This window comes from Pseudomonas sp. NPDC088322, from assembly GCF_044740745.1.
Classification (GTDB): domain Bacteria; phylum Pseudomonadota; class Gammaproteobacteria; order Pseudomonadales; family Pseudomonadaceae; genus Aquipseudomonas; species Aquipseudomonas shirazensis.
The window spans coordinates 272,311-289,352 of record NZ_JBIURK010000002.1 but is presented as its reverse complement, the minus strand read 5'-3'; the positions used below and the strand labels follow the sequence as shown (position 1 = coordinate 289,352).

22 protein-coding genes are annotated in these 17,042 nt (G+C 62.4%); 7 read left to right on the top strand and 15 right to left on the bottom strand.

What is annotated here, in order from left to right; genetic code table 11:
- Positions 1-4: 4 nt before the first annotated feature.
- A complete protein-coding gene (locus ACIOAU_RS05590; protein WP_101319072.1) occupies positions 5-271 on the bottom strand; it encodes a hypothetical protein in 267 nt (88 codons plus the stop codon).
- 332 nt (positions 272-603) lie between these two features.
- On the opposite strand from ACIOAU_RS05590, the gene ACIOAU_RS05585 reads away from it, so the two are divergent.
- Positions 604-1,929, top strand: a complete 1,326-nt coding sequence (locus ACIOAU_RS05585; RefSeq protein WP_188035849.1) for a sigma-54 dependent transcriptional regulator — start codon at positions 604-606, stop codon at positions 1,927-1,929.
- Positions 1,930-1,980: 51 nt separating this feature from the next.
- Here the strand turns inward: ACIOAU_RS05585 and alkB are convergent, their stop codons facing one another.
- The gene (gene alkB, locus ACIOAU_RS05580; protein ID WP_401180571.1) at positions 1,981-2,625 is read right to left on the bottom strand and encodes a DNA oxidative demethylase AlkB; all 645 of its coding nucleotides are present in this window, start codon (positions 2,623-2,625) and stop codon (positions 1,981-1,983) included.
- A 184-nt stretch (positions 2,626-2,809) separates the two neighbouring features.
- On the opposite strand from alkB, the gene ACIOAU_RS05575 reads away from it, so the two are divergent.
- Both ACIOAU_RS05575 and ACIOAU_RS05570 read left to right on the top strand, forming a co-directional pair.
- On the top strand, positions 2,810-3,193 hold the full coding sequence (locus ACIOAU_RS05575; protein ID WP_188035850.1) for a hypothetical protein: 384 nt from the start codon (positions 2,810-2,812) through the stop codon (positions 3,191-3,193).
- A 75-nt stretch (positions 3,194-3,268) separates the two neighbouring features.
- Entirely contained in the window at positions 3,269-3,565 is a 297-nt protein-coding gene (locus ACIOAU_RS05570; protein WP_401180568.1) for a hypothetical protein, read from the top strand.
- 100 nt (positions 3,566-3,665) lie between these two features.
- Here the strand turns inward: ACIOAU_RS05570 and ACIOAU_RS05565 are convergent, their stop codons facing one another.
- Positions 3,666-3,800 (bottom strand): hypothetical protein, encoded by a 135-nt coding sequence (locus ACIOAU_RS05565; protein ID WP_256585737.1) that lies wholly within the window; start codon positions 3,798-3,800, stop codon positions 3,666-3,668.
- A gap of 124 nt (positions 3,801-3,924) precedes the next feature.
- Here ACIOAU_RS05565 and ACIOAU_RS05560 point away from each other — a divergent pair, with 124 nt between their 5' ends.
- A complete protein-coding gene (locus ACIOAU_RS05560) occupies positions 3,925-4,425 on the top strand; it encodes a methylated-DNA--[protein]-cysteine S-methyltransferase (RefSeq protein ID WP_312391362.1) in 501 nt (166 codons plus the stop codon).
- Here the strand turns inward: ACIOAU_RS05560 and ACIOAU_RS05555 are convergent.
- The gene (locus ACIOAU_RS05555) at positions 4,422-5,171 is read right to left on the bottom strand and encodes a carbon-nitrogen hydrolase family protein (RefSeq protein ID WP_150571960.1); all 750 of its coding nucleotides are present in this window, start codon (positions 5,169-5,171) and stop codon (positions 4,422-4,424) included. The two genes, ACIOAU_RS05560 and ACIOAU_RS05555, sit on opposite strands and share 4 nt — an antisense overlap.
- A gap of 87 nt (positions 5,172-5,258) precedes the next feature.
- Here ACIOAU_RS05555 and ACIOAU_RS05550 point away from each other — a divergent pair, with 87 nt between their 5' ends.
- Together ACIOAU_RS05550 and ACIOAU_RS05545 are read left to right on the top strand one after the other, a co-directional pair.
- Positions 5,259-5,774 (top strand): DUF2867 domain-containing protein, encoded by a 516-nt coding sequence (locus ACIOAU_RS05550; protein ID WP_188035853.1) that lies wholly within the window; start codon positions 5,259-5,261, stop codon positions 5,772-5,774.
- Between the two features lie 5 nt (positions 5,775-5,779).
- Complete coding sequence (locus tag ACIOAU_RS05545; RefSeq protein ID WP_401180563.1) at positions 5,780-6,475, top strand: metallophosphoesterase; 696 nt, start codon at positions 5,780-5,782, stop codon at positions 6,473-6,475.
- Here the strand turns inward: ACIOAU_RS05545 and ACIOAU_RS05540 are convergent.
- Both ACIOAU_RS05540 and ACIOAU_RS05535 read right to left on the bottom strand, forming a co-directional pair.
- Complete coding sequence (locus ACIOAU_RS05540; RefSeq protein ID WP_150571963.1) at positions 6,453-7,073, bottom strand: LysE family translocator; 621 nt, start codon at positions 7,071-7,073, stop codon at positions 6,453-6,455. The genes ACIOAU_RS05545 and ACIOAU_RS05540 overlap by 23 nt on opposite strands.
- A gap of 74 nt (positions 7,074-7,147) precedes the next feature.
- A complete protein-coding gene (locus ACIOAU_RS05535; RefSeq protein ID WP_401180560.1) occupies positions 7,148-7,966 on the bottom strand; it encodes an AraC family transcriptional regulator in 819 nt (272 codons plus the stop codon).
- A 135-nt stretch (positions 7,967-8,101) separates the two neighbouring features.
- Here ACIOAU_RS05535 and ACIOAU_RS05530 point away from each other — a divergent pair, with 135 nt between their 5' ends.
- On the top strand, positions 8,102-8,725 hold the full coding sequence (locus ACIOAU_RS05530) for a LysE family translocator (RefSeq protein ID WP_312391368.1): 624 nt from the start codon (positions 8,102-8,104) through the stop codon (positions 8,723-8,725).
- A gap of 21 nt (positions 8,726-8,746) precedes the next feature.
- Here ACIOAU_RS05530 and ACIOAU_RS05525 read toward each other — a convergent pair whose 3' ends face one another.
- The 9 genes from ACIOAU_RS05525 to ACIOAU_RS05485 all read right to left on the bottom strand — a co-directional run bounded on the left by ACIOAU_RS05525 (position 8,747) and on the right by ACIOAU_RS05485 (position 17,019).
- Entirely contained in the window at positions 8,747-9,022 is a 276-nt protein-coding gene (locus ACIOAU_RS05525) for a peptidylprolyl isomerase (protein WP_101319093.1), read from the bottom strand.
- A 74-nt stretch (positions 9,023-9,096) separates the two neighbouring features.
- Complete coding sequence (gene hbdH / locus ACIOAU_RS05520; protein ID WP_181087840.1) at positions 9,097-9,864, bottom strand: 3-hydroxybutyrate dehydrogenase; 768 nt, start codon at positions 9,862-9,864, stop codon at positions 9,097-9,099.
- Between the two features lie 91 nt (positions 9,865-9,955).
- Entirely contained in the window at positions 9,956-10,618 is a 663-nt protein-coding gene (locus ACIOAU_RS05515) for a glycosyltransferase family 2 protein (RefSeq protein WP_181087841.1), read from the bottom strand.
- Positions 10,615-11,214 (bottom strand): bifunctional 2-polyprenyl-6-hydroxyphenol methylase/3-demethylubiquinol 3-O-methyltransferase UbiG, encoded by a 600-nt coding sequence (locus tag ACIOAU_RS05510; protein ID WP_101319100.1) that lies wholly within the window; start codon positions 11,212-11,214, stop codon positions 10,615-10,617. Before ACIOAU_RS05510 ends, ACIOAU_RS05515 begins: the two co-directional genes overlap by 4 nt.
- Complete coding sequence (locus tag ACIOAU_RS05505) at positions 11,211-11,966, bottom strand: PIG-L deacetylase family protein (protein WP_181087843.1); 756 nt, start codon at positions 11,964-11,966, stop codon at positions 11,211-11,213. Before ACIOAU_RS05505 ends, ACIOAU_RS05510 begins: the two co-directional genes overlap by 4 nt.
- On the bottom strand, positions 11,963-13,033 hold the full coding sequence (locus tag ACIOAU_RS05500; protein ID WP_401180554.1) for an acyl-CoA dehydrogenase: 1,071 nt from the start codon (positions 13,031-13,033) through the stop codon (positions 11,963-11,965). Before ACIOAU_RS05500 ends, ACIOAU_RS05505 begins: the two co-directional genes overlap by 4 nt.
- A gap of 94 nt (positions 13,034-13,127) precedes the next feature.
- Entirely contained in the window at positions 13,128-14,144 is a 1,017-nt protein-coding gene (locus ACIOAU_RS05495; RefSeq protein WP_101319104.1) for an ABC transporter permease, read from the bottom strand.
- Positions 14,144-15,205, bottom strand: coding sequence for a microcin C ABC transporter permease YejB (locus ACIOAU_RS05490; protein ID WP_150569351.1), 1,062 nt, complete (start codon positions 15,203-15,205; stop codon positions 14,144-14,146). The genes ACIOAU_RS05495 and ACIOAU_RS05490 overlap by 1 nt, the downstream gene beginning before the upstream one ends.
- Positions 15,202-17,019, bottom strand: coding sequence for an extracellular solute-binding protein (locus ACIOAU_RS05485; protein ID WP_401180550.1), 1,818 nt, complete (start codon positions 17,017-17,019; stop codon positions 15,202-15,204). Before ACIOAU_RS05485 ends, ACIOAU_RS05490 begins: the two co-directional genes overlap by 4 nt.
- Positions 17,020-17,042: the final 23 nt, after the last annotated feature.

Sequence of the window (17,042 nt, the reverse complement as noted above, 5' to 3'; positions counted from 1 at the left end):
ATGCTTACTTGGGCATCGACCAAGGTTGCAAGTCATAACCCTTCTGACACAGTTCGGCGCGCACTTCCTCGATCAGGCTGGCCCATTGCGCCGGGTCTGAATAAATACGCGAGGAGACTTGCTTGCTGCCGATACGGGTGTTGGTCCGGTCGATCACTGCCAGGCTCAGTTCACCAGTACCGTTGGGTGCATCCCAGGCAACGCACTGGAAGGGTTCGAAGGCGTGGTCGGCAATCAGCAGTGCTTCGTTGACACGGAGCGGGGCATTCATGGTTCGGTCTCTCTATGGTCCCAAACAGCGAAAGTAAGTCCGCGCTGTATCAAAGGTGCCAAGGTAAATAGCGCGGGGTTATGGATACTGATGCTCGCTGGGTAGGATGAAGTCACAGCCTTGATGAATTTTTTTTGCAAATAGTCAAATCCGCTCAGCTGCCCGGCTCAGACGGCAACACTTTGTAAAAGCCCGCGTGTAGCGGAGTTGGCAGCGGTCATCCGGCAGACCAACGGTACTGGGTAAGTTGGAGTTCGTTGCTACTGTTAATTCGGGCGCTGCAACGTATTGTTTCTACTTAAAAAACCAACAATTGGCGCCAAGGAACGGTCATGCTCGAAGCTGCAGCGCAACGTCGCCTGTTGATCGTCGACCCGTGCGACGACTGCCACCGTCTGTTACCGGGCCTGCGCGGTGCCGGTTGGGACGTGCACAGCTGCACCCTGGCGGCGGCGCTTGAGCATCCTTGCGATGTTGGCGTACTGCGCCTGCAAGCGTCGCACCTGCAGGCGCCTGATGCGGTCAAGGACATGATCAAGCGCAGCAATACCGAATGGATCGCCGTGCTCAATGCCGAGCAACTGCGTGCGCAGAACGTTGGCGACTTTGTCTGCGAGTGGTTTTTTGACTTTCATACCTTGCCGTTCGACGTTTCCCGCGTGCAGGTAACCCTCGGCCGCGCCTTCGGCATGGCCCGCCTGCGTGGCAAGGGCGCAGTGCAGGTGAACAAGCCCGAGCATGAACTGCTGGGTGACAGCCGGCCGATACGCGAGCTGCGCAAGCTGCTCGGCAAGCTGGCACCGACCGAGTCGCCAGTACTCATCCGCGGCGAGAGCGGTACCGGCAAGGAGCTTGTCGCGCGGACTCTGCACCGTCAGTCGCAGCGGCACGATAAGCCGTTTATCGCGATCAACTGCGGGGCGATTCCTGAACATCTGATCCAGTCCGAGCTGTTTGGCCACGAGAAGGGTGCATTCACCGGCGCGCACCAGCGTAAAGTCGGGCGCATTGAGGCAGCCAACGGTGGGACCCTGTTCCTCGATGAAATTGGCGATCTGCCGCTTGAGCTGCAGGCCAATCTGCTGCGTTTTCTGCAGGAAAAGCACATCGAGCGCGTTGGCGGCGATCAACTGATCCCCGTTGATGTGCGGGTATTGGCTGCTACCCATGTGGACCTTGAGCAAGCCATCGAGCGCGGCAAGTTTCGCGAAGACCTGTATTACCGGCTCAACGTGCTGCAGGTGGTCACTGCGCCGCTGCGCGATCGGCACGGTGATCTGTCGATGCTGGCCAGCCATTTTGCCCAGTTTTACAGCCTGGAGACCGGGCGCAGGCCGCGCTCGTTCAGCGACAGTGCGCTGGCTGCGATGGGCCGGCATGAGTGGCCGGGCAACGTGCGCGAGCTGGCCAATCGGGTCAGGCGTGGGCTGGTGTTGGCCGAGGGCCGGCAGATCGAGGCGCAGGATCTGGGTTTGCAGGTGCTGGTCCCCGAGGAGCAGCCGCTGGCGACGCTGGAGGATTACAAGCACCGTGCTGAGCGCCAGGCCTTGTGCGATGTGCTCAACCGGCATTCGGACAATCTGAGTATCGCCGCCAAGGTGCTGGGCATCTCTCGACCCACCTTCTATCGACTCTTGCACAAACACCAGATCCGTTGATTGGGACGTGCAATTGCTTTCCTGCTGCCCTTGGACATTGAACTGGGCCAGTTAACCCGCCCGGCGCAGGGTGAGGTTTATCCGGCGTGCGCCCATCCGTGGGTGGGTGCCGGGCTTGACCGGCATTACCCCGTGAAAGCGCAGGCGGTCTTCGCCGCCCCATACCAGTACGTCACCGTGATTGAGGGCGATGCGCTGGGTCGGGTCCTTGCGTTGCATCCCGCCGAACAGAAACACCGCCGGCAACCCTAGCGAGATGGACACGATCGGATGGGCGAAGTCGTTTTCGTCGTGGTCCTGGTGCAGGCTCAGCTTGGTGTCGGCAAGGTAGTGGTTGATCAGGCAGGCATCGGGGGTGAAATCATCGAAGCCAGCGGTTTCAGCCGCGTTACGGGCGACCTGCAAGAAGCTCTCAGGCAGGGCTGGCCAGGGCTGTTGGGTGAGCGGGTCGTGCGGGCTGTAGCGGTAGCCTTGCTGGTCGCTGACCCAGCCAAGCGAGCCGCAATTGGTGAGCGCGACGGCCATGGCCTGGCCACCTGGGGTGCGCATGTGCCGAAACGGGGCTGCGCGCAGGATTGGCCGCAGGTCGTCCAGCAGGGTTTCGACCTGAGGCAGGACAAAACCTGGAAGCAGGACCGTCTGCGCAGCCAGGCGCTGCGGGGATGGGCCGAACAGGTCGAGGTCGGACTGGATCATCTGGCTAAGGCTTGGCGTCGGTGATTTGGGTTCAGGTGTACCTAGCGATGCAACCCATACTAACGGCAGGGTGCGCGCCATGTCGCGCTGGTCCGCTCGGCGGAGCTCCTGCCAGACAACGCCAAGACGTCTGCAAACGGGCTTGGGCAACTGATAACCTACTGGTTTTGTGTGAAGGATCACCATGATCGACAAGCTGCTGGCCGCCATGTTGAGCTGTACCTGTCTGCTGGGGAGCGGGTCTGCTCAAGCCTGGACCAAAGACGGTGACAAAATCGTCTTCCAACGCGAAGAAATCAGCCATTGCGATGACTACGCCATGGACGCAGGGGCAATCATGCTCGGACGGCAGTCGAACGAGCCGCCTTACTACGGCACTGATGAGTATCGACCGCCGACAGCCGCGACTTATACCCTGCGCGACATCCTGTCCAGGCAAGTGTTGGCTTATCCTGTGCGCGATACCGAGCAAGAGCGACGCAAGGACCTGGAAGACTTCGTGCAAAAAGCCAAAGCCATGTGCGTGCAAGCTTACATGGAGTCAAGGCCGGCCAAGTCTGCGCCTTGATCCGGCGCTGGCAGTTCAGGCCAAACTGGGCTATTGCTGATGAACTGGCGGTGAGGCCGCGCTTGGAGGTAAACGATGAAACGAGTATTGAGCATCATCGCATTGGTATCGCTGGCCGGCGTCGCCAACGCAGAGATCCCGATGGTGGACGCTATCTGCCCGGGCAACCTCGAGGTTCACACCGATGAAGGCGGGCCGTTGTTCATCAATGGCAAAGAAGCCAAGTTGAAGAAGATCAATGACAATTACTTCGAGGCCAAAGGCGGCGGTGTGACCGTATCGTTATCGATCAGTCCTGATGGTACGCCGAGTATGTCCTATACCGGCAAAGGCGGGGCGAATGGCATATGCGAAATAGCCGAAGAAGATTAGATCGTGAGGGTTGCCACAAGGGTTCACCAATCGCCCTTCGCACGACCTGACCCTCCTCAGCGCGAGCTATGCGCTCCAAACCAGCGGGTAGCAAAGGCCGTCAGCGCACTTCGCAGACCCACTTGTGATTGCACCGGTAGGGGGTGCGTGTAAACCGAACCTGGACCAGACGGGTCAGCCCCTGCTGGGCCAGGACATCGGTGAGCTGGGTGAGTGTCTCTGCTTCGATAGTCATCGCTGTTACCTCTTCAGATTACTTTGCTCATGATTATCGACTGGCACACCCGCGCAACAATTCAATTTGATTTGCTCGACATCGATTGCAGTAAGCTGTTGATTCTTTGCTCATGGTCCGCCTTATGCCCAGTTCATTCACGCTCATGCCGTCGCCCGTTGGCGTGCTCACCCTGGTCGCCCGCGATGACCGCCTGGCTGCTGTACTGTGGGAGCAGGAGCGCGCAAACCGGGTGCGTTTGGGTGAGCTGCTGCGTGATGACAAGCATCCGCTGCTGCAGCAGACCGCGCTGCAGTTGGGTGAGTATTTCGCCGGTCAGCGGCGCCACTTCGAGCTTGAGCTGGACTTTGCCGGTACCGCGTTTCAGCGTGAGGTGTGGGCGGCGTTGCTGACCATCCCGTTTGGCGAAACCCGCAGCTACGGCGACATTGCCCGACAGATCGGCAAGCCGAGTGCGGTGCGCGCAGTCGGCGCGGCCAATGGGCGCAATCCCCTGTCGATCATCGCGCCGTGCCACCGGGTGATTGGCGCCTCGGGTAGTCTGACCGGGTTTGCCGGCGGCTTGCAGGCCAAGCAGTTTTTGCTGGCCCTGGAAGGGCGCCAGAGCCTGGTGCTGGATTTTTAACGGCCGCCAGACAGCTCAGCCAACTCAATTACCGCGGCGCTGGCACTTGTGGTGTCGAGCATGATCAGGCCTTCGCTGTGCTCATCCAGCGCTGCCAGCAGCCGGCCCTGGCTGTCCCAGGCTGCCGAGCAGCCGGCGCCAGTAAAGTTGTCCGCCGGGCCCACGCAGTTGGCCAGCAATACAGGCATGCTCAGCCGGCTGGCAACGGCGGGATAATGGGCAAAACCTTCACGGATGCCTTTGGCTGATTTGGCTACGCTGACCAGATATACCTCTGCGCCGTCTTCGCGAGCCTGCATCGCATGCTCAACAAACATCGACTCATAGCAGATCGCCGGAGCGACCCGCAGCTCACCTGCAGTGAACACCAACGGAAGGTCCCCTGCAGTAAAGAACTCCATCTCGTCGGCATGCAAGCGCTGTTTCGCGTACACCAGTGCAGGTTTCGCAGGGCGCAGAATCGGCATACCGATCTGCACGCCACTTGCGGCCTGCAGCGGCAAGCCCAAGGCCACGCTTACTCCAAGCTGGTCACACAGCGTTTGCACCGGCTCTAGCCAGACCGAGTCTGCGGTTTGCGCCAGCGCTTGGGCGAGGGCGGGCTCGTAGCCGCTCAGGGATAACTCCGGAAACACCACTAATTGCGCGCCGGCACGTGCCGCCTGCTCGATGCAGTACAGGTGTCGACGCAGGTTGCCAGCCAGGTCACCCTTGAGCGCTGCCAGTTGTACTGCACACAGTTTCATGACCAATCCCTGGATGACGCCGCTGAACCACCGAGGATACTATCGGAGCAATCACCCACGCCAGTGGGATCCACGGACGGAGACGAGATGAGCCAGCACGCAGCTATTCCACCTGATTCACTGATCTGGCCCAGCGCCCAGCAGGCCAGCTTTAGTCATTGTCAGTCGATCACGCTCGTGGACCATGGGCTGCCGGCGATGGCGCATTACCTGCAGATGATGCGCGGCATGCCGCGCTGGATCGACAATTTGATGGTGCTGCGCAATTGGCTGGTCCGCCTGGTGGGGCTCAAGGATCTGGGCCGGCTCAGGGCAGTCAATTCGCAGCGCTCTCCGGGCAGCTATGAAGCGGGGCAGCGGGTGGGCATTTTTACGCTACTGGCCAATACTGATGATGAGGTGCTGCTGGTCGACAGCGATCGCCATCTGGATGTGCATGTAGCCTTGTTGCGTCGACCGTCAGCACAGCCCGGGCAGTGTGAGGTACTGGTTAGCACCGTGGTGCGAACCCACAACCTGTTGGGACGTCTGTATATGTTGCCCGTGGCGCCGTTTCACCGGCTGATAGCACCGATTGCCTTGCGTCGTTTGCGAAAGGGGTAGTTGCAATGCAGCGTTTCCAGCAGATAGCTGCCAATGAGCTGGGGAGGGACTTGGCAGTTGGCGATATCCACGGTCATTTTCCGCGTTTGCAGCAGTGCCTGGACGAGGTGGCGTTCGATCCGCAGGTTGATCGCCTGTTCAGCGTCGGCGATCTGGTTGATCGTGGACCGCACAGTGAAGAGGCCCTGGAGTGGCTGGCGCAGCCTTGGTTCCATGCAGTGCAGGGCAACCACGAAGCGCTGGCGGTGAGTTACCTGTGCGGCGACCCGCTGGATCTGGATATGTACCGCGCGGCAGGCGGCGGCTGGTTTCTCGATTTGCCCAGTGCTGAGCAGCAGCGCTATGCCAGTGTTTTCGTTACCCTGCCGCTGGCCCTGCAGGTGGCCACCGTAGACGGGCAGATCGGCCTGGTGCATGCCGATAGCCCATTCAATGAATGGTCACAGTTACGTACCAGCCTGTTGGGCGAGGATGACCCGCGCGTCCGCGAGATCTGCCAATGGTCGCGGCGGCGTTTGCGCGAGGGCGATACGCATACGGTAGAGGGCTTGAGAGCGCTACTGGTGGGGCATACCTCGGTGCTGCAGGTAAAACAGCTGGGCAATGTCTGGCACCTGGATACCGGCGGCTGGAGCAAGGGCCATTTCAGCCTGCTGGATATGCAGCGGTTGGTCCTGCTCAGCCCCGCCACAAGTGAATGAGCACGGCGCTGGCGAGCAGAATCAGCAGTGCCCCTGAGGCACGTTCCAGCCATGGCAAGGCGTGGATGAAGCGGCTAAGCACGCGGCGGTTGCCAATGGCGCAGGCGACCAGCAGGTCCCACAGCAACACCACACCGAACATCCAGCTGGCATAGGCAAGTTTCCACGCGGTGCTGGTACTGGCGAGCATGCTTGCCAGGCTTACGTAGAACAGTGCGTTTTTCGGGTTGAGAATGGCCGAAGCAAAGCCCATCAGCAGGCACCTCAACCAGTCTTGCGCGGCCTGCACGGGTTCGCTTTCGACCTCACCAAAGCTGCTTTCGCCGGCATGGCGCAGGAACAGTCCGCCGATGTACAGCAAGTAGGCGCAGCCTGCGATTTGCAGCGCAATAAACAGTGCACTGCCGTCCTTGAGCACCGATACCCCGGTAAACGCTGCACCGATAAACACGCCGTTGGCCAGGGCGATACCCAGGCAGGCGCCGCTGGCTACCCGCCAGCCGGCTTTGATCGAGCTGCGCGCAACCAGAAAGAAGTCAGGGCCGGGTGACAGCAGCGCGAGGAAGTGGGCGCTGGCGACTATCAGAAATTGCTCCATGGGGCGGCACTACTCAGGCATTGGAGGCGCAATTCTGCGGCCCGCCCGGGACAGCGTATTGAACAATATTGCAGTCAGCGCATCAGGCGATAGCGCCCCGGCGTTGTGCCGGCATGCGCCTTGAATACTCGCTGAAAATGGCTCTGGTCGGCAAAGCCCAGTTTATAGGCGACTTCTGCCAACGGCAGGCCTTGGCGTAGGCACTGCCGTGCCCGATTGACCCGCGCATTGAGCAGGTAGGCGTGCGGGGTCAGGCCGGTGGCCGCCTGGAATGCGCGGATCAGCTGATAACGTCCAAGCCCGGCTAGGGCTGCGAGAGAGGCCAGACTGAGCTCAGCCAACTCGGCCTGGTCGATAGCCGCGATAACGTCGACAAGGGCGGCACCGCTCAAGGACGGTGCAGGGGCTGTCGGAGAGGGCGCATACGCTGAGAAGTCGTGCTCGGCCATGAATTGCACCAGCGCAGCCTCTTTTTGCAGCGGCGCGGCGGCGGAGAACAGCAGCGTATTCAACTGACAAAACTGTCGATAGGCCTGCGGGCAGCGGCTGATTCTTGCCGGTCCGCCACGGTCGCCTGCGACGACGCCGGATTCTGCGCGCAACTGACTTAGCCACTGCGCATCGATGTGCACCATCTGATAACTCCAGGCCTGCCCGGATTCAGGGTTGCACGCATGCACCCGCTGCGCGGGCACCAGTACCAGAGCGCCCGGGCTCAAGCGTTGCTGGCCTGCACCGGCACCGCTGAAGCGGCTGAAACCGGCATCGACCGCGCCAATCGAGAAGGTCGGATGGCTGTGTGCCTTGTAACAGGCACGGCTATGACAGGCGCGTCTGCTCTCGACGAAGGGCAACGCCGGGTCGTGCCAGATTTCGCTGCTTGCGGTGTGCATCAGTGGCCTGTCTGAGTTGCTGTGCAGACCTGCGAGTCTACCTGCTCGGTACTGTGTCGGCCATTTACCGCGTGACTGTGCTTGACCCGGTTCCAGAGCGGGGCGACCCTTCGCAGGTATTCGAGGAGAACAACAATGGACATGTCGAGCCTGCTGCTATTCGTCCCCGCCTGCTTTGCCCTGAACATGGCGCCTGGACCGAACAACCTGCTGTCACTGCATAATGCCAGCCGTTATGGCCTGCATACTGCTTGCCTGGCCGGGGCCGGCCGAATTCTGGCGTTCAGCGGCATGATCGCCCTGGCGGCGATGGGCCTCGCTGTGGTGCTGCATACCAGCGCTTGGCTGTTTCTGACCATCAAGTTGATCGGGGCGGGCTACCTGTTCTATATCGCCTGGCAGCTGTGGCGGGCGCCGGTGGGTGAGGCTGCTTTGGGAAGCGGCGAGCCTCGCGGGATCTGGCGGCTGGCCCGGCAGGAGTTCTGGGTGGCGGCGGGCAATCCTAAAGCCATATTGCTGTTCACCGCGTTTTTGCCGCAATTCGTCAACACCGACAGTCCCACGCCGGTAGGCGAGCAGTTCCTTTGGTTGGGCGTGTGGTTCCTGTTGCTGGAATGGGCAGCCATCGCCATCTATGGCGCACTCGGTGCCTATCTGCAGCGCTGGTTCAATCAGCCGCGGCCTCGGCGCTTGTTCAACCGGATCAGTGCCTCGCTGCTGGGCTGCGCCGGCCTGGGATTGTTGGCAGCACGACGCTAGCGGCGCCAGCGCCCTCTGATCTCAGTCGCGGTAGACCACCTGGACCAGGTGATAACCAAACTTGGATTTGATCGGGCCGTGGATTTCGCGCACGGCTTTCTTGAAGATCACCTGGTCAATCGCGCCGACCATCTGCCCGGGGCGCACTTCGCCCAGGTCGCCGCCACGCTTGGCAGAGGGGCAGGTTGAAAACTTCTTGGCCAGCACGTCAAACGCCTCGCCCTTGGCGATACGCTGCTTGAGCTGCTCGGCTTCAGCGGCGGTCTTGACCAGAATATGGCGGGCTTGAGCTTTCATGGGACACCTGCGTACCGGGAAAAAAAGGCGGCCATTATGCCTGATCGCGGCGCGCACGGCAGGCCGCTCGACGGTTACTGGGCGAGCCAGCCGCCATCCACGTTCCACGCAGCGCCACGGACCTGGCTGCCGGCCTCGCTGCACAGGAACACCACCAGCTCACCCAGATGCGCAGGGGTGACGAACGCGCCTGAGGGCTGCTTCTCGGCCAGCAGATCGTGCTGTGCCTGCGTCGGATCGACACCTGCCGCGATGCGATCGTCAATCTGCTTTTGCACCAGTGGGGTGAGCACGAAGCCTGGGCAGATGGCATTGCAGGTGACGTTGCTGGCGGCGGTTTCCAGGCCAACCACCTTGGTCAGGCCGATCACCCCGTGCTTGGCTGCCACGTAGGCCGATTTGCCGACCGAGCCCACCAGGCCATGCACCGAGGCGATATTGATGATCCGCCCCCAGTTGCGCTCACGCATGCCCGGCAACACCAGGCGGGTGCCATGGAACACTGCGGAGAGGTTCAAGGCGATGATCTTGTCCCAGCTCTCGGCGGGGAACTGCTCGACCTGGGCGACATGCTGGATGCCGGCATTGTTGACGAGAATGTCGACGCCGCCAAAGCGCTCGGCAAACGCGAACAGCTCTTCGAGCTGGGCGATGTCAGAGAGGTCAGCCGGATGATGGGCGACTTGCACGCCGTGCTGATTGATTTCGGCAAGGGCAGCGCTTGCATCGCCAAAACCGTTGAGAACGATATTGGCACCTGCGCCGGCCAGCACCTTGGCAATGCCCAGGCCGATGCCGCTGGTGGAACCGGTGACCAGTGCAGTTTTACCTTGTAGAGACATGCAAAGCTCCTGGAGTGCTGGCGTTTGTGGAGGGCGCCTCGGCGAGGAATTTGAGGGTAGCACTTCCGCCTCTGCAGATGCCTGCCCCGCACTAGCCAGTTACGCTTTCCAGCCCGGCTAGATAATCGCCAAAACCCTCGCGTGCACGGCTGTCACGGCGGCTGCTGGTGGCTACGCTGTGCCTGGCGGTCCAGACTATCTGTGCGCCTTGAGCCTCAAGCGCCCGCACCAGGTGCACGTCTTCATGGGCGGCCAGCGGAGCGAAGCCGCCAGCCAGGGTATAGGCTCTCGCGCAGATGCCAAGGTTGGCCCCATGAATATGCCGGTGGCCCTCACGAGCTTCATAGCGGCTGAGGTACAACTTGCGCAGCGCTGCCGTCTGCCACGGCTGCCAGCGCTCGATATGCACCGTGCCGCAGACTGCCTGCGCTTCGCAGGCCAGTTGCGACAACAGCCAGTGGCCGGGCACGCGGCTGTCGGCGTCAGTGCACGCCAGCCAGGTTGCGCCGCGCTCCAGCATCAGTGCCGCGCCCGCCTGGCGCGCGGCACCGACGCTGCCCGCGCCGACGCTCAGCGTCTCCACCTGATGACGGCGGGCAATGGCTGCGCTGCTGTCGGTGCAGCGATCCAGCACCACCAGCACTTCTACCTGATGCCCGGCCTCGCGTGCCAGCGCGGCGGCGGCATTGACTGACTTCAGGCAGCGGCCAAGGCGGCGCGCCTCGTTATGGGCGGGGATGATCACGGCAATCATGCGCACCTCTCGTCGACATCGACCACGCGGGGCTGACATGACCAGTACTCGAGCAGGAAGTCAGCCTCCTCATGGCGAAACTGGGCGTATAACGGTAGATGCCTGGCGAGCATCGCGTGCACCTGGCGGCCGTTCTGCGGGCATCCGGCAATCGGGTGTAGCCAGTGGCAAAGGATCAGGCCACCGTCATCGTCCAGGCTGGCTACCGCTTGTTCAAGCACCTGCAACCAGTCGGTAGGGTCCAGGTAGTAGCCAACCTCGCTCAGGACAATCAGATCGAAACGCTCAGCTGGCCAGTCACCCGGCAAGCGCCCGCGCTCGACGCTGACATGGGCCATATCGGCTGTGCGCTGGCGGGCCAACTCGACGGCGGTCGGATCAAGGTCCTGGCACACCAGCTCCGCGCAGCGCTCAGCCAGCAGCACACTCAGCTCGCCGTTGGCGCAGGCAGGTTCGAATGCGCGCTCATAGCGCTGGCGCGGCAGGCTGGCGACCAGCAGCTCGCGCTTGCGCCGTTCATACCAGCGGCTGCGGAATGCCCATGGGTCATCATTACCGGCGTACAGGTCGGCGAAATACTGCGAATCAACGCTCATAGAAACACCAATTCGAAAGGTTGCAGCAGGCAGTCGAGCAAATGTTGCGGCAGCACCGGCGGCTGGCCGTCATCGGCCTCCAGTTGGCTTGAATGGGCGCCGATGGCTTTGCGCTTGCGGGTTTGGCGCAAGTCGTCGAGCGGGTAGCGGTGCGCGCGTGACCACGGTAGGCGTGGATCATCCGGTTCAGCCCAGTGCCAGGCCCATACCGGCACCTCAGCCAATTGCGCGCTGCGCGCCTGAGCCGCCTGCGCGGCGGCGCGGCCTACGGCTTCGTGGTCGCAGTGGCCGTCGTTGCGCCAGGTGGCCATGAGCAGGTCACCCGGCTTGAGCAATTGATTGAGATGGTTGACCAGAAATGCCTCGTCGCGGCGCACGGCACCGTCTTTCAGATTCAACCGGCGCCAGTCCAGTTTGTTCAGGTCCAGATCCAGCTGCTGCAAGGCGTGGCGGCTTTCAAGCGGCCGCTGCCGGCGCAGCCGGTGCTCACTCCACTGGGCGGAGTCCGGATGGCTGCCCTCGCCATCGGTTACCGATACCAGCACCAGATCCTCCTCACGGCCTTGAAAGCCGGCCAGCAGCCCTCCGGCCATGAGGATTTCGTCGTCTGGGTGCGGCGCCAGCAGGACCAACCGGCGACCGGGCGGGCACAGCGTGTCAGCGTCGATCCACTTGCTGCGGGCCAGGTGCGCAGAGTGCTGCCAGTCTGCCCAGGCGGTGCCGGTGCTGGCCTGGATCAAGTTTTCGGTCATAGCTGCCAGGCTCCTGCTGGCTGTTGTGCCAGCTGTTGTCCAAGGGTTGCCAGGTCCCGCTCGGCGTGGCTCTGGCGCAGGTAAACGGGCAAGTCGGCGCTGAGCCGGGCGAAGTGGCTCTCACGGCAGAACGGCGTCGCACCAAGGGCACGGCCCACATGATGAATGACGCACTCTGCTGCCTGCTCGACCTGGGCACGTACGCGGCGCACCGGCAAACTGGCGTCTGCCTGCGGATGTTGATCAATCCAGGCGGCGCACTCGTGCAGCGCGGCCCGGGCGGCGCACAACGCCGCGTCAACGGCGCCGAGATGGGCATCACCGTGGGGGTCCGGGCGTGGCTTGCGCCGCTGCTGGTGTAGATACCCCGCCAGCGCTTCGGCGGCGCCATACCAACAAGCGGCAATGCCGCCACCGCCCTGCCAGAAGCCAGGGCGGGCGAGGTATTGCCCAGGCTTGCCGACGGCAACGCCAATAGCTCCGTCGAAGACGATGTCGGCGCTGGCTGTGGCAGCCATGCCGACCGCCTGCCACTTTTCCGGCTCAATCCGCAGGCCAGGCTGGCGCAGATCGATGGCTACCAGTTGCGGCTGGTCATCGTCGGCCCAGGCAGTGAGCAGGGCATGGTCGACCTGCAGCGCGCCGGAGCACCAGGCTTTGCGGCCCGCGAGGCGCACCTGCTCGCCGCTGCGCGAATTGATCAGCGCGCGGGCATCCGGTGGCTCTGCAGCCCATACCGCCCATATGCCATTGCCGGCAAGCCGCGCAGCACCGCATTCAGCCAAAATCGCCAGGGCATCGGTATGGCCTTCATAAAGTTTGGCCAGGGTCAGATCGCAGCCGCCAATCTGCGCCAGCATCCGCCAACGTTGAAGCGTCTGGCCATGACCGGGCAATGGCAGTTGGTCGAGCTGTGCCGCTTGCAGTGTGTGCATCAGCTCGGGCAGGTGAGTGTCCACAATCACCTGTAGCGGTCGCTCGGCGAATGCCTGCAGCAGTGGCGGTAACTGATGTTGCGGCTGGCCAGCAGTTTCCGTACGCAGGCACGCCTGCAGGGGCTTCTCCATGATGGCTCCAGGACAATCGACAAGTCTCTAGAGTGGGAGAGGGCGGAGCAGTCCAGAGTTCAATCGATTCGCGGCGCGGACAGTTGTGCCGGGCTTAAGCACGCGGGTCAAATGCCTCGCGCAGCGCATCGCCGATGAATACCAGCAACGACAGGATCAATGCCAAGGCAAAAAATGCGGTAAAGCCCAACCATGGCGCTTGCAGATGCTGCTTGCCCTGGGTCACCAGTTCACCCAGCGACGCGCTGCCGGCAGGCATGCCGAAACCGAGGAAGTCCAGTGCCGTCAGGGTGGTGATCGCCCCGGTGAGCATGAACGGGACGTAGGTCAGGGTCGCATTCATGGCATTGGGCAGAACATGGCGCAGCATCACCTGCATGTCCGTCAGGCCGAGCGCACGTGCCGCCTTGACGTATTCAAGGTTGCGCCCGCGGAGAAACTCGGCACGCACCACGTCGACCAGCGCCAGCCAGGAAAACAGCGCCATGATCCCCAGCAACCACCAGAAATCCGGTTCGACGAAACCGCTGAGAATGATCAACAGGTACAGCACCGGCAGGCCGGACCAGACTTCCAGCAGGCGCTGGCCAAGCAAATCGACCCAGCCGCCGTAATAGCCCTGCAAAGCGCCGGCAGATACGCCAATCAGCACGCTGATGGCGGTCAAGGCGAACGCGAACAGCAGTGACACGCGAGTGCCGTACAGCACCCGCGCGAGCACGTCCCGGCCTTGATCATCGGTACCCAGCCAATTGCTCGCGGAGGGTGGGCTGGGGGTGGGTACCTGCAGATCGTAGTTGGGGGTGTCGGCACTGAACGGGATCGGCGCAAACAGCATCCAGCCGCCCTGATCCTCGATCAGCTGACGCACATATTGGCTGCGATAGTCTGGCTGGAACGGTAACTGACCGCCAAACTGCTGCTCGGTGTAGCGCTTGAGGGCCGGTACATACAACTCGCCCTTGTAGCCGAGCAGCAGCGGCTTGTCGTTGGCGACCAGCTCGGCGCCCAGGGTCAGCACCAGCAGGCCGGCAAACAGCCACAGGGCAAGCCAGCCGCGGCGGTTGCGGCGAAAGCGTTGCAGGCGGCGCAGGGTGACGGGCGAGAGCATCAGTGCGCCCTCCCGTCGAAGTCGATCCGCGGGTCCAGTACGGTGTAGCAGAGGTCTCCGATCAGGCGAATCAGCAGCCCGGCCAGGGTGAAGATGAACAGCGTGCCGAACACCACCGGATAATCCCGCGAGACCGCTGCTTCATAACTCATGCGGCCCAGGCCATCGAGCGAGAAGATCACTTCGATCAGCAGGGATCCGGCGAAAAACACCGTGATCAGCGCCTGGGGTATGCCAGCCACTACCAGCAGCATGGCATTGCGCAGCACATGCCCGTAGAGCACCCGCCGCTCGCTCAGGCCTTTGGCGCGAGCAGTCACCACGTATTGACGAGAGATTTCTTCGAGAAACGCATTCTTGGTCAGCAGGGTAAGCGTGGCGAAACCGCCGATCACCAAGGCGCCTACAGGCAATACCAGATGCCAGAAGTAGTCGGCGACCTTGCCCAGCACACTCAACTGATCGAAGTCCTCGGAAACCAGCCCGCGCACCGGGAACCAGTTCAACGAGGTGCCACCGGCAAACAACACGATCAACAGCAAGGCGAACAAGAATGAGGGCAGGGCGTAGCCGATCACGATCAGCGCGCTGCTCCAGGCATCGAAGCGGCTACCGTGGCGCACGGCCTTGCGGATGCCCAGGGGGATCGACACCAGGTAAGTGATCAAGGTCGCCCAGAAGCCCAGCGACAAGGTCACCGGCAGCTTCTCCACGATCAGATCGGTAACCTTTGCCCCGCGAAAGAAACTGTTGCCAAAATCCAGCCGGGCGTACTGACCCAGCATCAGCCAAAGCCGCTCGGGGGCAGTCTTGTCGAAGCCGTACTGGCGCTTGATCTCCTCGATCAGTTTCGGATCCAGGCCACGGGTGGCCCGGGACTGTGCATGAACCACTTCGCTGCCGGCGCCTGGCGTACTGCCACCGCCGATACCCTGCAAGCGCGCTACCGCCTGTTCGACCGGCCCGCCAGGCGCGGCCTGAACGATGGCGAAGTTGACCAGCAGAATGGCCAGCAGGGTTGGGATGATCAGCATCAAGCGGCGCAGGATATAAGCGGTCATGGCGAAGCCTTCAGCCGTTCGGCCATCTGCTCATTGGTCAGTGCGGTCGGGCTGATCTCCCACCAGGTATCCAGGCCTTCATCATAGGCGGCCTGGACCTTGGGCCGGCCAAAGCGGTTCCACCATACCGTGGAGCTGCCGGGCGGGTAGTAGTTGGGGATCCAGTAGTAATTCCATTGCATCACCCGGTCCAGTGCATGCGCGTAACGGCGCATGCTGACCTGGCTGTCGGCCTGCACCAGCCCAGCCAGCAGGCTATCCACGGCGGGGTCCTTGAGCACCATCAGGTTGTTCGAACCTGGGTCGTTGGCGGCCGCCGAGCCGAAGTAGTTGAACAGTTCGCTGCCGGGCGAGAGGGTCACCGGATAGCCGGTGACGATCATGTCGTAGTCGCGCGCCATCAGCCGGTTGACGTATTGCGCCGCGTCGACGTTGCGAATGTTCAAGGTGACGCCGATTTGCGCCAGGTTGCGCTTCCACGGCAGCAGCATGCGCTCAAGCCCTGCCTGGCCGTTGAGAAAGGTGAACTCGAACGGCTGGCCCTCGGCGTTGACCAGGCGGTCACCAAGCGGCCGCCAGCCGGCAGCTTGTAGCAGTGCCAGTGCCTGAAGTTGTTGCTGGCGGATGATCCCTGAAGCATCGGTCACCGGCGCGGTGAACACCTGCGTAAAGACCTCGTCCGGCACGCGACCGCGTAGCGGCTCAAGCAACTCCAACTCTTGCGCATCCGGCAACTCCCGGGCAGCCAGCGGCGTGTTGGCGAAGATGCTCTGCTGGCGGATGTACATGCCGCGCATCATCTGCCGGTTGCTCCACTCGAAATCCCAGAGCATGGCCAGCGCCTGGCGTGTACGGCGATCCTTGAACATCGACTGGTCGAGGTTGAATACAAAACCTTGGGCCACCTGCGGCTTGGCTGGGCCCAGGTGCGCGCGCTGCAAACGACCGTCGTCCAGCTGCGCGCCGTTGTAACCGAGGGTGTAGGCGGTGGCCGAGAACTCGCGGTTATAGTCAAAACCGCCACCACGCAGCACCTGCCGGGCGACCTCGGTATCGCCAAAGAACTCGATGCGCATGCGTTCGAAATTGTAGCGGCCACGGTTGACCGGCAGGTCCTTCGCCCACCAGTTCGGGTCGCGCTCGAAGGTGATGCTGCGGCCATTGTCGATCTTGCCGATGCGGTACGGGCCGCTGCCCAGCGGTTTGCCGAAGCCGGCACCCGTGGCGAAGTCGCGCTGCTGCCAGTCGTGCTCCGGCAGTACCGGCAACGTGGCCAGGTCCAGCGCCAAGGTGCGCCCATGGGGTTGTTTGAAGTCGAAGCGGACAGTCCGCGGGCCCTCTATGACAACCGCCGCAACCTCGGCAAACTGCGTGCGAAACTTCAGGCTGCCTTTGCTCAACAACAGCTCATAGGTAAAGTGCACGTCTTCTGCGCGGACGGGTTTGCCGTCGGCGAACGTCGCGCGGGGATCGATCTCGAAGCGCAACCAGGCGTCGTCCGGCCCGCGTTCCATACGCCGAGCAATCAGGCCGTAGACCGTGTAGGGCTCGTCGAACGAACGTACTGCCAGTGGCGCATACAGCCAACCGTCGACTTCGCTGACGCCGGTGCCTTGGTCGATATAGGGCAGGACATGGTCGAACTGGCCAATCTCCATCGCCGAGCGGCGCAGGCTGCCGCCTTTGGGGGCGTCAGGGTTGACGTAGTCGAAATGCTGGAAGGTGTCGGGGTAGCGTGGTGCTTCGTCATAGACCGTAAGGGCGTGCCTGGGCTCCGCCTGGGCGAAGGTGACAAGGCAACCGGTAAGTAGCATTGTCACCGGACGACAAAAGCGCC

Bases quoted from the DNA above. Each gene is read 5' to 3' on its own strand.
- ACIOAU_RS05565 (WP_256585737.1), bottom strand. From the start codon at position 3,800: ATGACTATCGAAGCAGAGACACTCACCCAGCTCACCGATGTCCTGGCC.
- ACIOAU_RS05505 (WP_181087843.1), bottom strand. From the start codon at position 11,966: ATGACCGAAAACTTGATCCAGGCCAGCACCGGCACCGCCTGGGCAGAC.
- ACIOAU_RS05545 (WP_401180563.1), top strand. From the start codon at position 5,780: ATGCAGCGTTTCCAGCAGATAGCTGCCAATGAGCTGGGGAGGGACTTG.
- ACIOAU_RS05525 (WP_101319093.1), bottom strand. From the start codon at position 9,022: ATGAAAGCTCAAGCCCGCCATATTCTGGTCAAGACCGCCGCTGAAGCC.
- ACIOAU_RS05510 (WP_101319100.1), bottom strand. From the start codon at position 11,214: ATGAGCGTTGATTCGCAGTATTTCGCCGACCTGTACGCCGGTAATGAT.
- hbdH (WP_181087840.1), bottom strand. From the start codon at position 9,864: ATGTCTCTACAAGGTAAAACTGCACTGGTCACCGGTTCCACCAGCGGC.
- ACIOAU_RS05585 (WP_188035849.1), top strand. From the start codon at position 604: ATGCTCGAAGCTGCAGCGCAACGTCGCCTGTTGATCGTCGACCCGTGC.
- ACIOAU_RS05495 (WP_101319104.1), bottom strand. From the start codon at position 14,144: ATGCTCTCGCCCGTCACCCTGCGCCGCCTGCAACGCTTTCGCCGCAAC.
- ACIOAU_RS05490 (WP_150569351.1), bottom strand. From the start codon at position 15,205: ATGACCGCTTATATCCTGCGCCGCTTGATGCTGATCATCCCAACCCTG.
- ACIOAU_RS05575 (WP_188035850.1), top strand. From the start codon at position 2,810: ATGATCGACAAGCTGCTGGCCGCCATGTTGAGCTGTACCTGTCTGCTG.
- ACIOAU_RS05515 (WP_181087841.1), bottom strand. From the start codon at position 10,618: ATGATTGCCGTGATCATCCCCGCCCATAACGAGGCGCGCCGCCTTGGC.
- ACIOAU_RS05555 (WP_150571960.1), bottom strand. From the start codon at position 5,171: ATGAAACTGTGTGCAGTACAACTGGCAGCGCTCAAGGGTGACCTGGCT.
- ACIOAU_RS05535 (WP_401180560.1), bottom strand. From the start codon at position 7,966: ATGCACACCGCAAGCAGCGAAATCTGGCACGACCCGGCGTTGCCCTTC.
- ACIOAU_RS05550 (WP_188035853.1), top strand. From the start codon at position 5,259: ATGAGCCAGCACGCAGCTATTCCACCTGATTCACTGATCTGGCCCAGC.
- ACIOAU_RS05540 (WP_150571963.1), bottom strand. From the start codon at position 7,073: ATGGAGCAATTTCTGATAGTCGCCAGCGCCCACTTCCTCGCGCTGCTG.
- ACIOAU_RS05570 (WP_401180568.1), top strand. From the start codon at position 3,269: ATGAAACGAGTATTGAGCATCATCGCATTGGTATCGCTGGCCGGCGTC.
- alkB (WP_401180571.1), bottom strand. From the start codon at position 2,625: ATGATCCAGTCCGACCTCGACCTGTTCGGCCCATCCCCGCAGCGCCTG.
- ACIOAU_RS05590 (WP_101319072.1), bottom strand. From the start codon at position 271: ATGAATGCCCCGCTCCGTGTCAACGAAGCACTGCTGATTGCCGACCAC.
- ACIOAU_RS05530 (WP_312391368.1), top strand. From the start codon at position 8,102: ATGGACATGTCGAGCCTGCTGCTATTCGTCCCCGCCTGCTTTGCCCTG.
- ACIOAU_RS05485 (WP_401180550.1), bottom strand. From the start codon at position 17,019: ATGCTACTTACCGGTTGCCTTGTCACCTTCGCCCAGGCGGAGCCCAGG.
- ACIOAU_RS05560 (WP_312391362.1), top strand. From the start codon at position 3,925: ATGCCCAGTTCATTCACGCTCATGCCGTCGCCCGTTGGCGTGCTCACC.
- ACIOAU_RS05500 (WP_401180554.1), bottom strand. From the start codon at position 13,033: ATGGAGAAGCCCCTGCAGGCGTGCCTGCGTACGGAAACTGCTGGCCAG.